General features: G+C 56.7%; 13 protein-coding genes. 8 read left to right on the plus strand and 5 right to left on the minus strand.

All coding sequences use genetic code 11. From position 1 onward, the window contains the following. The first annotated feature begins 58 nt into the window (after window positions 1-58). From RA157_RS07895 to RA157_RS07910, 4 genes are all read left to right on the plus strand, one after another. On the plus strand, window positions 59-1,099 hold the full coding sequence (locus RA157_RS07895; RefSeq protein WP_350335916.1) for a CobW family GTP-binding protein: 1,041 nt from the start codon (window positions 59-61) through the stop codon (window positions 1,097-1,099). Next, window positions 1,099-2,067: a WD40 repeat domain-containing protein gene (locus RA157_RS07900; protein ID WP_350335917.1), complete on the plus strand. Its 969-nt coding sequence runs from the start codon at window positions 1,099-1,101 to the stop codon at window positions 2,065-2,067. Before RA157_RS07895 ends, RA157_RS07900 begins: the two co-directional genes overlap by 1 nt. Window positions 2,068-2,134: 67 nt before the next feature. Further along, window positions 2,135-2,935: a phosphodiesterase gene (locus RA157_RS07905; protein ID WP_350335918.1), complete on the plus strand. Its 801-nt coding sequence runs from the start codon at window positions 2,135-2,137 to the stop codon at window positions 2,933-2,935. A 4-nt stretch (window positions 2,936-2,939) separates the two neighbouring features. Further along, complete coding sequence (locus RA157_RS07910; RefSeq protein ID WP_350335919.1) at window positions 2,940-3,707, plus strand: HAD-IIA family hydrolase; 768 nt, start codon at window positions 2,940-2,942, stop codon at window positions 3,705-3,707. 9 nt (window positions 3,708-3,716) lie between these two features. Here RA157_RS07910 and RA157_RS07915 read toward each other — a convergent pair whose 3' ends face one another. Further along, the gene (locus RA157_RS07915) at window positions 3,717-4,847 is read right to left on the minus strand and encodes a type III PLP-dependent enzyme (protein ID WP_350335920.1); all 1,131 of its coding nucleotides are present in this window, start codon (window positions 4,845-4,847) and stop codon (window positions 3,717-3,719) included. 432 nt (window positions 4,848-5,279) lie between these two features. Between RA157_RS07915 and RA157_RS07920 the strand changes: the two genes are divergently transcribed. Continuing rightward, window positions 5,280-6,470, plus strand: coding sequence for an amidase (locus RA157_RS07920; RefSeq protein WP_350335921.1), 1,191 nt, complete (start codon window positions 5,280-5,282; stop codon window positions 6,468-6,470). Window positions 6,471-6,494: 24 nt separating this feature from the next. After that, entirely contained in the window at window positions 6,495-7,409 is a 915-nt protein-coding gene (locus RA157_RS07925) for a LysR family transcriptional regulator (RefSeq protein WP_350335922.1), read from the plus strand. Window positions 7,410-7,421: 12 nt separating this feature from the next. On the opposite strand, the gene RA157_RS07930 is transcribed toward RA157_RS07925, so the two are convergent. Beyond that, complete coding sequence (locus RA157_RS07930) at window positions 7,422-8,489, minus strand: Glu/Leu/Phe/Val dehydrogenase dimerization domain-containing protein (RefSeq protein WP_350335923.1); 1,068 nt, start codon at window positions 8,487-8,489, stop codon at window positions 7,422-7,424. Window positions 8,490-8,732: 243 nt separating this feature from the next. Between RA157_RS07930 and RA157_RS07935 the strand changes: the two genes are divergently transcribed. Together RA157_RS07935 and RA157_RS07940 are read left to right on the plus strand one after the other, a co-directional pair. Then, entirely contained in the window at window positions 8,733-9,377 is a 645-nt protein-coding gene (locus tag RA157_RS07935; RefSeq protein ID WP_350335924.1) for a DUF1007 family protein, read from the plus strand. Further along, entirely contained in the window at window positions 9,368-10,435 is a 1,068-nt protein-coding gene (locus RA157_RS07940; protein ID WP_350335925.1) for a nickel/cobalt transporter, read from the plus strand. Before RA157_RS07935 ends, RA157_RS07940 begins: the two co-directional genes overlap by 10 nt. Here RA157_RS07940 and RA157_RS07945 read toward each other — a convergent pair. The 3 genes from RA157_RS07945 to nthA are packed head-to-tail and all read right to left on the minus strand — an operon-like array spanning window position 10,414 to window position 12,069. Beyond that, the gene (locus RA157_RS07945; RefSeq protein WP_350335926.1) at window positions 10,414-10,809 is read right to left on the minus strand and encodes a nitrile hydratase accessory protein; all 396 of its coding nucleotides are present in this window, start codon (window positions 10,807-10,809) and stop codon (window positions 10,414-10,416) included. The genes RA157_RS07940 and RA157_RS07945 overlap by 22 nt on opposite strands. Next, window positions 10,793-11,455, minus strand: coding sequence for a nitrile hydratase subunit beta (nthB, locus tag RA157_RS07950; RefSeq protein ID WP_350335927.1), 663 nt, complete (start codon window positions 11,453-11,455; stop codon window positions 10,793-10,795). The genes RA157_RS07945 and nthB overlap by 17 nt, the downstream gene beginning before the upstream one ends. After that, the gene (gene nthA, locus RA157_RS07955) at window positions 11,452-12,069 is read right to left on the minus strand and encodes a nitrile hydratase subunit alpha (protein ID WP_350335928.1); all 618 of its coding nucleotides are present in this window, start codon (window positions 12,067-12,069) and stop codon (window positions 11,452-11,454) included. Before nthA ends, nthB begins: the two co-directional genes overlap by 4 nt. Between the last annotated feature and the right edge of the window lie 144 nt (window positions 12,070-12,213).

A 12,213-nucleotide genomic window follows, 5' to 3' on the forward strand; every position in this document is an offset into this window, starting at 1 on the left:
ATCTGGCCTATATGGGGAACACAAAGAGCCACAAGCCACGCGCGCGCAGGAAAGTTTCATGTCCGAGGTCAATCAGATCCCCGTTACCGTTCTCACCGGATATCTTGGCTCCGGCAAGACCACTCTTCTGAACCGGATTCTGTCTGATGATCATGGCAAGCGCTACGCGGTCATCGTCAATGAATTCGGCGAAATCGGGATCGATAATGATCTGATCGTGGAATCGGATGAAGAAATCTACGAAATGAACAATGGCTGTGTCTGCTGCACGGTTCGTGGGGATTTGATCCGGGTGGTTGAAGGGCTGATGAAGCGCAAGGGCCGCTTTGATGCCATTCTTGTGGAAACGACCGGCCTTGCAGACCCTGCTCCCGTAGCACAGACCTTCTTCATGGATGAGGATGTTCGCCGCAAGGCCCGGCTTGATGCCGTGGTCACCGTTGCCGATGCGCTCAATCTGGAAAAACGCTTGTCAGACAGCCCGGAAGCGGAAGATCAGATTGCCTTTGCTGATGTTATCCTGCTGAACAAGACCGATCTGGTTTCACCGGAAGAAAAGAGTGCTGTCCTGGGTCGCATCCGCTCCATCAATGCCCAGGCAACCATTCATGAGACCGAGCGCTGTGCCATTGAGCTCGACAGAATTCTGGATCGTGGCGCCTTTGATCTTGATCGCATCCTGACGCTGGACCCGCATTTCCTTGATGAGGAGGATCATCACCATCACGACCATGAATGCGGTCCGGGCTGTGATCACGACCATCACCATCACGACCATGGCTCCGCACGTCATGACAATTCGGTCATGAGCGTCTCCCTTGAGGCTGGCGATCTCGATCCTCAGAGCTTTTTTGCCTGGATCTCGGAGGTAACCCAGACGGACGGGCCGGATATTCTGCGTCTGAAGGGTATCCTCTCGTTCAAGGATGACCCGGATCGCTATGTGGTTCAGGGCGTGCACATGATTGTTGAGGGTGACCACCAGCGGGCCTGGCAGGATGGCGAAGCCCGCCGGTCCCGTCTTGTCTTCATCGGTCGCAATCTCAAGGAAGATGCCCTGCGCAAGAGTTTTGACGACTGTCAGGCAGGAACCGCCTGATGCCTACCGTCGCGCCTTATGATTTTGATGTCTGGGTCGAAACAGCCTGCTTCCTTGGTGATGTGCCCTGTTTTGCGCTTGGTGACGGTACTGTCCGGCTGATGGATGGCAAGGAAAAGGCCGTTGACGTCCACAAGGGTGCCATTCTCTCAACGGACAAAACCGGCGATGACCGGTTGCTGACCGGTGGCGATGATGGTGCCGTGAAGGTGATTGATCGCACCGGGCTGGTCTCGCCGGTTGCGGATGTCCCACGCAAGTGGATTGATCATGTGGCCGCCGGGCCGCGTGGCGTTTTCGGTTTTGCCTATGGTCGGATGGCTGCAGTTCACCTGACAGACGGCGCTCTGAAAGAGTTTCCTCATGAGCGAACGGTCGAGGGTCTATCCTTTGCGCCCAAGGGCCTGCGGCTGGCCACTGCCCATTACAACGGTGCGACCCTGCTCTGGGTGAACAGCGGCGGGGATCCGGTCTCTCTTGAATGGAAAGGGGCGCATACCGGTGTGCTCTGGTCTCCTGCAGGGCGGCATGTGGTGACGCTGATGCAGGAAAATGCCCTCCATGGCTGGGATCTGGACAATGCCAAGCATATGCGCATGACCGGCTATCCTTCAAAGGTCAAGGCGACATCATGGGCGGTGAAAGGCAAGTGGCTGGCCACGTCCGGGGCCAATGCGGCTGTGCTCTGGCCGTTTTCCGGCAAGACGGGCCCAATGGGTCAGCAGCCTTTGCAGCTTGGCGCGCGTGAGGTTCTGGTCAGTGCGGTTGCCTGTCATCCGACAGAAGACGTGGTCGCCGTCGGCTATCAGGATGGCATGATCATGGCCTGTCGCTTCGCTGATCAGAATGAGGTTCTGTTGCGCCGCCCGGGCAAAAGCGCCATCACATCCATGGCCTGGTCAAAAGATGGCGTACAGCTGGCTTTTGGCTGTGAGGAAGGCGAGGCCGGGCTGGTTGATATTCGCTGATCTGTTACAGGCTTGCCATATAGAAGACCGACAAGACTCGAACCACATATTCTGGGGGAGCTGACTCATGCTCATTGCACAGGTTTCTGATCTGCATATGACACCGCGTCACGTGCTGGCGCAGGGAAAGGTCGAGACGAGGACGCGACTGGAAACGGTGATTGATGACCTGAACAACCGTATGCCGCGACCGGATCTGGTTCTGTTTACCGGTGATCTGGCCGACAACAAGAACCCGGAATCCTATGATATCCTGAAAGAGATCCTGACAGGACTGCAGGTGCCGTTCTTCGTTATTCCCGGCAATCATGACAGCAGGGCTGAAATCAGGCGCGTCTTTCCCGACCATCCCGGTAGGGAGAACAGCGAATTTATCCAGTATGTGATCGATGGCTATCCGGTCCGCCTGATTGCGGTGGACACACTGGATGACACCAGTGACAAGGGCCTGATGACCGAGAAGAAGCTTGCATGGCTGGATAATACATTGCGGGCGGAACCGCAAAAGCCGACCCTCCTGTTCATGCATCACCCGCCGTTTGATTCCGGTATTGTCGAGATGGACTTCTACGGTCTCGTTGGTCGTGAAGCGCTGGCAGATGTTGTGCGGCCACACAAGCAGATTGTCCGGATCCTCTGCGGGCATCTGCACCGGGTGATCTATACAATGTGGGAAGGGATCCCCACATCAATTGCGCCGTCTCCGTCTTTCTCCCAGGCTTTCAGTCTGGCAGGTCAAGGGCCGGAGGGATTTACAGTCGAGGCACCGAAATATGAACTTCACCTCTGGACCGGCAGCACCTTTATCACGCATATGGTGAGCCTTGAGCCGGGCTCAGGCCCGTTCCCCTATCCTGATGTAGCCTGAATTCATGAAGCATAATCTGTCCGCTCTCCTGTTCGACCTTGATGGAACCGTCTATCGGGGAACTGATCCCATCCCCGGCGCTGACCGCTTTTTTGAGCGGTTGAAGAAGGCATCTGTGCCGTTCCTCTTTGTGACCAACCGGTCGAACCGGACACCACTGGAAGTCGCCGAGCAGCTGAACGCCATGGGCATTGTCTGTGATGAGGATGATGTCTTCACGTCTTCTCAGGCCGTGGCGTATCACCTGGGGGCCGTGCGGGCCTATTGCCTTGGGGAAGAGGGGTTGTTTCAGGCTTTGAAGGCTGCGGGTGCCGAGGTGGTTGATGATAAGCCCGATGTGGTGATCGTGGGCTATGATCGCAGCATAACCTATGACCGTCTCTCCCAGGCCATGCGTCACATCATGGCTGGAGCCCGTTTCATCGCTACAAATACCGACCGGATTATTCTGGTCGAGGATGGGTTTCTGCCGGAAGCCGGGCCATTGGTGGCAGCCCTCGAAAATGCCACGGATCAGAAAGCCGATATAATCGGAAAGCCAAGCCGGGTCATCATGGATGCGGCGCTTGAAAAGCTGGGTGTCGGACGGGAATCCTGTGCGATTGTCGGCGATTATCTGTTGACAGACATTCAGGCGGCGCAGAATGCGGACATGCGTTCGGTTCTGATCCTGACTGGCGTGTCCCAGCGGTCTGATCTGGAGACCTCCACCATCCAGCCGACCTGGACGGTGGAGGACTATGATGCTCTCGAAGCTCTGCTGTTTGCGTAGAACCTGTATCTACACCGCATAGGTTTTCAGCGGCGCAAAGCCGTTGAAACCGACAGAGGAATATGTGGCCGTATAAGCGCCTGTGCTTTCGATCAGGACTTCGTCTCCAATGGCGAGGGCCTCAGGCAACGGATAGGGCGTCTTCTCATACATCACATCGACGCTGTCACAGGTTGGCCCGGCAAGAATTGCGGGCGCTGCAGGCGCGCCATTATGTCTTGTTGTGATTGGATAGCGAATTGCTTCATCCATGGTTTCGGCCAGGCCGCCAAACTTGCCGATATCTAGATAGACCCAGCGTTCGGATGCCTTTTCGTCATTGTCGGCGATCAGCACCACTTCCGCCTTGATGATCCCGGCGGAGCCCACCAGCCCGCGGCCCGGCTCTGCAATGGTCCTGGGCAGATCGTTGCCGAAATGCCGCTTGAGGGACGCGTCGATGTTGCGGGCGATCAGGGCGACTTCCGGAATGTCATTCAGGAAGCGGGTCGGGAACCCGCCACCGAGATTAAGCAGGTCAAGTGGTGTTCCGGCAGCCTTCAGGCTGCGGAAAATATCCGCTGCGTCAGCAATGGCCGTGTCCCAGCCATCCGCATTGGTCTGCTGGGACCCCACATGGAAGGAAACACCGCGTGGCGTGAGGCCGCGCTCTGCCGCCATCTGCAAAAGCATGATGGCGTGTTCCTTCGTGCAGCCGAATTTCCGCGATAGCGGCCAGTCAGCCCCGGCGCCGTCGGTGAGAATCCGGCAGATCACATCGGAGCCCGGCGCAGAACGCGCCAGCTTTTCAAGCTCTGCCCGGCAGTCAAAGGCGAAAAGCCGGATACCCAGCTGAAAGGCAGCGGCAATATCGCGCTCTTTCTTGATGGTATTGGAATAGGAGATGCTCCCCGGCTCGATACCGAGTGTCATCACATCCCGGATTTCCTGAAGAGAGGCACAGTCGAAATTGGCCCCTTCCTCATTCAGGACTGCCAGAACGGCCGGGTCCGGATTGGCCTTGATGGCATAATAGATGGCTGTATCCGGCATGGATGCCTTCAGCAGCCGATAGTTTTCCCGCACAACCTCAAGATCCACAATCAGGCAGGGGCTCTCGGGTTGTGCCGTGGCAAGGAAGGTGCGAATTCGCTCAGTCATCGGGGCCTCCGGTCAAAAGGTCAAAAGACAGATCCCGCTTCTGATGGCGGTGGAAACCATCATGTCGGGATTGGCAATTGCTTTCGTTTGGAACGGGAAACCCGCCCGCGCAGCCAGCAAGGATGAAGTCACCTCTTCAGTGATGCCGGAGAGTGGACCTCGCGGCAAAAACCAAAAAAGCCCACATCGTCGTGTCGCGCCGCAGAATGCTGGAAGGGGTGTCACAACACTCGGCATATGCGTATTGGGCGAGAGGGATTTACAGAGAAACCACGTCACATGCAAGGACGGATTGCGTGAATTTCTCTGCACGCGGAATCAGTAAACAAACAAAAGCAGGTTGTTCGCGCTGGCTGAACAGGGCACAGTCTCAGGGTCAAGACTCATTGCTCACGCCCATTCTGTTTATCAGGAAAGTACAGGGGGATGCTCATGCCATTTTGTCAGGACACTGTCGGTGCGTTTGTTGATTATCCGAATGAGCCGGTTCCGCATCAGCCCGGTGGGCCACTTGACGGGTTGACCTTTGCGGTCAAGGACCTGTTTGATGTTGTGAATTACCCAACCGGCTGCGGGCATCCACTGAAGCAGCAGCAGGCCAGCCCGGCGCAGGTATCTGCTCCGGTGGTGCAGCAATTGCTTGATGCGGGAGCCAGGTTCACCGGCAAGACGATTACCGACGAGCTGGCCTTTTCGCTCACAGGTCAGAATATCCATTATGGCACACCGGAAAATGTCATGGCTCCGGGCCGGATTCCTGGCGGGTCATCATCGGGTTCCGCAGCCGCGGTTGCAGCCGGTCTCTGTGACTTCGCCATTGGCACGGATACAGGCGGCTCAATCCGGGCACCCGCCAGTTATTGCGGTCTGGTGGGGCTGAGGCCGACCCATGGCCGTCTGTCTCTTGATAGCTGCATGCCAATGGCGCCCAGCCTGGATGCAGCGGGCTGGTTTGCCCGTGACATTGCCACCTATCTGCGCGTTGCTGACGTGCTCCTCGGTCCGGATGAGGATGTCTTGCCCGACAGACCTCAGATATCGATTGTCACGGAGGCCTTTGACCGGTTGATGGGTGAGCGGGAGCAGTCTCTGTTCCTGTCGCTTGTCCGTCGGGTTGAAACTGTGCTCGGCGAGGTGTCCTATCTGTCTCTTGAAGAGGATCTGGAGACATGGTGGTCGGTGTTCCGTACCTGCCAGGGTTATGAGGTCTGGCAGGAGCATGGGGCCTGGATTACGGAACACAATCCTGATTTCGGACCTGGCGTGAAAGAGCGTTTCCAGTGGGCTGCAACGGTGACGGCCGAACAGAAAGCAGAGGCAGATGCGACCAGAAAAACGATTACACGCCTGATGACGCTGGCGGTGACTGATTCCCTGCTGATTGTCCCGACAATGCCGTCTATTGCCCCGCGGATTGACGAGGATCTCGACTGGCTGGACCGGTTCCGCAATCGCTCCCTGTCCATTCTGTGTCTTTCAGGCCTTTCAGGCCTTCCACAGGTCAGTCTGCCGCTTGGAAAGCTTGATGAGTGTCCGTTTGCCCTGTCGCTGATCGGACCGCATGGTACGGATCAGGCCCTTTTGCATCTGGCAGGGCGCATTATGTCAGGGATCAGAGCATAGAAGCCCGTTTACCGGAGATTTCCCATGGATACGCTCACTCGAATGAGAACATTCCTGCAGGTGGTTGAGAGTGGAGGATTTTCAGCGGCTGCCCGTGATATGGGGCGATCCAAGGCGCTTGTGTCAAAATATGTCCGGGAGCTTGAGGATGAACTGGGCGTAAGGCTGCTTTATCGCACCACGCGGCAATTATCCCTGACTGAGGCAGGCGAGATCTATGTGCAGGATGCCCGGCAGGTGATCGAGCAACTCGATATGCTGCATAATGGTCTCAAGGAAAAGAACCGTAACCCCCATGGTGTTCTGAAGCTGAGCGTGCCGCGCACGTTTGGTGACGAGGTGCTCAGCCCGGCCATCATGGAGTTTCTGGAAGCCCAGCCTGATGTCTCTCTTCAGCTCAAATCAGAGGATCGTCAGATCGACCTGATTGAAGAGGGGATTGACGTGGCAATCCGGATTTCAGAGCTGAAAGACACCAGTCTGATCGCCCGGAAACTGGCACCGTTCCGTATCGCCATATGTGGTTCCAGACGTTTGATTGAAAAGGTTGGCCGCCCGGAGACGCCGCTTGACCTTGCAAATCTGCCTTGCGTGTCGGATGTCAACACAGTGTCCCGGTCCCGCTGGTCCTTCATGGTGGAGGGTGAACGGGTTCTGGTGCCGGTGGGTGGTCGGGTCGAGGTGAACAGCCCGCATGCCACTAAAGCGGCTATGCTGACGGATCTTGGTTTCGGCATTGTGCCCTATTTCATGGTCCGGGAAGAGGTGGAGCGCGGGGAGCTGGAGCTGGTTCTGGACGACTATATGGCTGAAAGCCGGGCCGCCGGGGTATATGTGGTTTTTCCTCACCGGCGTCATATGTCCGGCAAGGTCCGTGCCTTTGTTGATTTTATGGTGGCCTGGTTTGACCGCGCCACAAAGAGCGGCCAAACCTTCTGAGCTGGATAAACCCTATAGTGAGCGGTTGAAGCGTTCTTCCGCCAGCCTGTCGGCAACCACATTGGTTGGCTGACCCTCAGCCTGTGAACGGGAGAAGATTTCCGTGAGCGTTGCATCGATCCCGGCCATTTTTGCGCGCACCTTCGTATCCGGTTCGTCCGGGCGGGCCAGAACGATGGAGATAACGCCGGCAGCATTGATGGCATAATCCGGCGCGTAGAGAATGTCGCGTTGCATGAGGCGGATGCCATCTTCATCATGAGCAAGCTGGTTGTTTGCAGCACCGGCAACAATGGCAGCACGGATTTCGGGAATTGTCGTCTTGTTGAGCCCGCCACCCAGAGCACAGGGGACAAACAGGTCCACATCGGCACGATGGGCTTCATCCGGCTGGATGATCGTTGCACCGAATTCTTCGCGGGCCCGTCGGGTGCTCTCCGGATTGATGTCGCTGACCAGCAGTGTGACGCCAGCCGCGTGCAGATGCCGGGCGACGGAATATCCCACATGGCCAAGCCCCTGCACCGAGGCGCTGAGACCGGACAGGCTGTCGGAACCCAGCCGATGGCGCACAGCGGCCTTGATGCCGAGAAAGACTCCTTCCGCAGTGTAGGGACTGGGGTCTCCAAGGCCATTGGACAGAATACCCAGCGCATAGGGTGTTTCGGTTGCGACCTGCTCCATGTCCTCTGGCGTGATGCCCACATCCTCGCCGGTCATATAGCCCCCCGCAAGGCGCTGGACATGGCGGCCGAAGGCCTTGAAAAGCTCCGGGCTCTTGTCCGTTTTGGGGTTGCCGATAATGACGGCCTTGCCACCGCCATTCTCCAGACCGGCCAGTGCGTTCTTATACGTCATGCCACGAGACAGGCGGAGCGCATCCGTCAGGGCTGCTTCGTGGGTTTCATAAGGCCACATCCGGCATCCGCCAACGGCTGGTCCAAGGTTGGTATTGTGTATGGCAATGATGGCTGAAAGACCGGAAGCCTCGTCTCGGCAGAAGACAATCTGCTCATGCCCGCGAAATTCAACATGATCGAAAGGTGTGGCGAGGGCCAGCGTACGCGGCATGGCAGTCATGGTTACAAGCTCCGGTTTCCCATTTTTATTTATCTGCTTATTGTATTTCATTTTCTAAGAAATATTGGCTTATTGGTCTGATTTAGAAGGTTTTTTGAGATAAAATATTTGATATTTAACTGTGATAGGGGAAAAATTTCCTCATTTTGAGCGGCATTCAGCACATGTTCCATTGGTTTTGCCGTGAATATGCCTTATCTCCTTCTCAGGGTCTGAGATGACACAGGATCAGAGGAACGGATAATGAGATTTTGGTCTGTTGCAGCGATGCTGATTGCATTGCTGGTCACGCACGGCTCTGCTGCTGCCCATCCCCATGTCTGGGTCAGCGCACAAACCACCGTCATGTTCGAGAATTCCCAGATGGCACGGGTTCGTCATGCCTGGACCTTTGATGAAGGTTTCAGCGCGTTTGCAATCCAGGGCCTGGATGCCAATGGTGACGGGATCTATACACGGGAAGAACTTCAGGAACTGGCCGAGGTCAATGTTACCTCACTGAAGGAATTTGATTACTTCACATTCGCCACTCTTGGAGAGACTGACCTGCCTTTCAGTGAGCCGACAAACTACTGGCTGGCATATCAGGGCGATCGGTTGATCCTGCATTTCGATCTGCCACTGCAGAAGCCGGTTCCGGTCTCGGAAAAGCTGGTGGTTGATGTCTATGATTCCACCTTCTTTGTAGATTTCGGTTTTGCCGATGAGCAGCCTGCTCTTCTGGCCGGATCTCAGGCCTGCTCGGCAAAGGTTGTCCGACCCAAGGACCTTCCGGTCGACATCATCGACCGGCTGAATGCTCTGCCTGCAGATATTGGTGAACTGCCTGAAGAGCTGAAACCCTATGCCGCATCTCTGGTGAACGGAATCCATGTCTCATGCGCCTGACAAAATATGCTGTTTTCGGGCTTTTTGTGCTCGTTTTCGCTGCCGGTTCAGGTGATGTTCTGGCAAATACACCATTCGGTGTTGCAGTTCCCGAAAGGACCGCAGGTGCCGGTTCCGATGGATGGTGGGGATCATGGCTGGCAACCATTGCTGCCTGGCAGAGTGCGTTCTATCAGGATCTGATTGCTGCCCTGAAAGCATTTCGGGAGCGGCCTGATGCGGCTTTCCTCCTGATAGGCCTCAGCTTTGCCTATGGTGTCTTTCATGCGGCCGGACCGGGTCACGGCAAAGTGGTCATCAGCACCTATATGCTGGCCAGCGGCGAGACTCTGAAGCGGGGTATTCTGATCTCCTGCGCAGCATCTGCGGCACAGGCCATCACAGCCATTGTGTTTATCGGCATTGCTGCGGTTCTGCTCAATCTCACATCGATTGCCATTACGGAAACCACACAGGTGCTGGAGCTGGGAAGTTATGCACTGATCATTCTTCTGGGGCTTTGGCTCCTGAAACAGCGCGGCACAGTGTTGCTGAACCGGTGGCGCAAGCCAGCGCACAGTCATCACCACGGGCACCATGATCATGAGGACCATCACCACGAGCACCACCATCATGATCACGGTCATGACCATGATGATCACCACCACCATCATCATGCCCATGACGGACATTGCTCAAGCTGTGGTCATGCCCATGTGGCTGCTCCGGATCAGCTGACGGGCCCGCTGACCCTGAAGGCCGCCCTGTCGGCTATTCTTGCGGTCGGGCTCAGACCATGTTCGGGAGCCCTGATTGTTCTGGTCTTTGCGCTGCGGATTGATCTGTTCTGGATTGGTGCGCTTGCCACATTCGCCATGGCGGCAGGGACCGCGCTGACCGTTTCCGCGCTGTCAGCCTTTGCGGTTTTCATGCGCGACAGGGCTCTGCGCCTTGCTGGCGGAACGCCGGGGCGTATGGCCATTGCCGCTGATGTGGTGGGCGTATCCGGCGCGTTGCTGATTACGGCTCTGGGCGTGGTGCTGTTTCTGGCAGCCTATCAGTCCGGCATCACGTTCTGACGCCAGTCATCAGGCAGGATGATCGGTTTGCCGTGCGGTGTTGACCGCGCGGCGTCCTGCCATGCATGACGCAGGCCGGAAAGCTGGTCCGGCGATGCAAGTCCCTTGGCAAAAACGATCCGTTCAAGCGCCGTCAGCCAATGCTGATAATAGGTGTCGCCTGTATCCGGATCCCCGTTCTGCCGGGCATCTTCCAGGGTTGCCCCTAGCATGCTGGCCCACTCCGTCCAGTCAAACAGCCCTGCCTTATGGAGCGACAGGGTCAAGGCAAAGGCCTGGGCATGCCAGGGCTCGGCAAAGACCGGGCCGTTGGTATCGCGCGGGATGGATGGCAGGTCATCCAGCAGCCGGTCTGTCTCACTCAACTGGCTCAAGATAGGCCTCCCAAAGGTCAAGCTGTATGGTCAGTCCGGGTTCTGCATCGCGACCCCACAGGTCTTCTCCGCTGAATGAAACATTATAGAGCCATTGCGGTTTCTCGCCGCCGCCATGGGCATTGGTGTCTGGGAAAACATGAAAGCCATTTATGGCGCTGATGATGCCAGGGCGGCCTTTGGCATAGCGGGGCAGGCGGGTATGCCCTGTTGGATGATCATTGATCGTGCGAATGCGGTCACCGGGCTTGAACAGAGGCGCAGAGGTTTGTGGCCTGTCCACCGGCCCGCCCTTCGACAGGGTTTCTTCCACCGCATCTTTCTGCAAGACGCGCTTGACTGTCCGGCCATCCCTCAGACTCTCTCCCGCATCAAGCTCATCCCGGCTGACCAGGTCTACATCAGTCAGCAGCTTTTCAAGCGCCAGTGTCCAGATCCGGTAATAGGAGCTGGATAGATAAGTGGTCGGAGGCAGGTTTTCCCGCGCATGACGGGATTGATCAAGGGTCCAGGAACCGGTTGCCCCTACAGCAAGTGTGACGGCAAAGGCCCGTCGTTCCCATTCCGAATGAAACAGAGGCTCATCCGCTTCCGGATTGATGGGGCCGTGCCCCATCTGGCCGCCAAGGTCATGAGGTCCGTTCATGAGGAGGTCTCCCCGGGCGTTTGTGCCAGCGCGGTTCCGATCATACTGTCCCGGGTGACAAGCGCAGCAAGTGCCTCTTCAGACCAGCCATCCGTGTTATCAGGTCGCTGGGGGATCACCAGATAGCGCACTTCTGCGGTTGAATCCCAGACCTTGATTGATGTGCTGTCCGGGAGGACCGTACCGAACTCGGCCAGCACGCCACGAGGATCCATCACCACGCGGGAGCGATAGGGGGCTGATTTGTACCAGACCGGTGGCAGCCCCAGAACAGGCCACGGATAACAGGAGCATAAGGTGCAGACGACCACATTGTGGAGACTGTCGGTGTTTTCCACCGCGACCATGTGCTCGCCTTGCCGGCCGATATAGCCAAGTGATGCAATGGCTGCGGTTGCATCATCCAGAAGCCATGTTCTGAAATCGGGGTCTGTCCAGGCCTTTGCGACCACATGCGCGCCATTCTGCGGTCCGACCCTGTTTTCATAGATGTCGATCAGCTCATCCAGTGTTGCAGGATCAATGTAATTCTTCTCCGTGAGAATCGTCTCCAGAGCCTTCACTCTCAGGGTCATTTCCGAGAGTTCCGAGCCGTGTTCGTCATGATCGTGCATGTGTGGACCTTCTGAGTTTATGTGTCTCGACCCTGTTTCCAGTTTGGCAAAATGCGGCCTCTGGCGCAATTGTTACGGTAATATTCTGCTTGTCTCCGTTCGGCCTCTTTCAAGACGCAGGTGGCTCCTATAGTCTTGGCTTCA

Origin of the sequence: Coralliovum pocilloporae, from assembly GCF_030845175.1 — a bacterium.
GTDB classification, from domain to species: domain Bacteria; phylum Pseudomonadota; class Alphaproteobacteria; order Rhizobiales; family Cohaesibacteraceae; genus Coralliovum; species Coralliovum pocilloporae.

Bases quoted from the DNA above. Each gene is read 5' to 3' on its own strand.
- RA157_RS07900 (WP_350335917.1), top strand. From the start codon at position 1,099: ATGCCTACCGTCGCGCCTTATGATTTTGATGTCTGGGTCGAAACAGCC.
- RA157_RS07915 (WP_350335920.1), bottom strand. From the start codon at position 4,847: ATGACTGAGCGAATTCGCACCTTCCTTGCCACGGCACAACCCGAGAGC.
- RA157_RS07910 (WP_350335919.1), top strand. From the start codon at position 2,940: ATGAAGCATAATCTGTCCGCTCTCCTGTTCGACCTTGATGGAACCGTC.
- RA157_RS07935 (WP_350335924.1), top strand. From the start codon at position 8,733: ATGAGATTTTGGTCTGTTGCAGCGATGCTGATTGCATTGCTGGTCACG.
- RA157_RS07920 (WP_350335921.1), top strand. From the start codon at position 5,280: ATGCCATTTTGTCAGGACACTGTCGGTGCGTTTGTTGATTATCCGAAT.
- RA157_RS07940 (WP_350335925.1), top strand. From the start codon at position 9,368: ATGCGCCTGACAAAATATGCTGTTTTCGGGCTTTTTGTGCTCGTTTTC.
- nthA (WP_350335928.1), bottom strand. From the start codon at position 12,069: ATGCACGATCATGACGAACACGGCTCGGAACTCTCGGAAATGACCCTG.
- RA157_RS07905 (WP_350335918.1), top strand. From the start codon at position 2,135: ATGCTCATTGCACAGGTTTCTGATCTGCATATGACACCGCGTCACGTG.
- RA157_RS07895 (WP_350335916.1), top strand. From the start codon at position 59: ATGTCCGAGGTCAATCAGATCCCCGTTACCGTTCTCACCGGATATCTT.
- nthB (WP_350335927.1), bottom strand. From the start codon at position 11,455: ATGAACGGACCTCATGACCTTGGCGGCCAGATGGGGCACGGCCCCATC.
- RA157_RS07925 (WP_350335922.1), top strand. From the start codon at position 6,495: ATGGATACGCTCACTCGAATGAGAACATTCCTGCAGGTGGTTGAGAGT.
- RA157_RS07930 (WP_350335923.1), bottom strand. From the start codon at position 8,489: ATGACTGCCATGCCGCGTACGCTGGCCCTCGCCACACCTTTCGATCAT.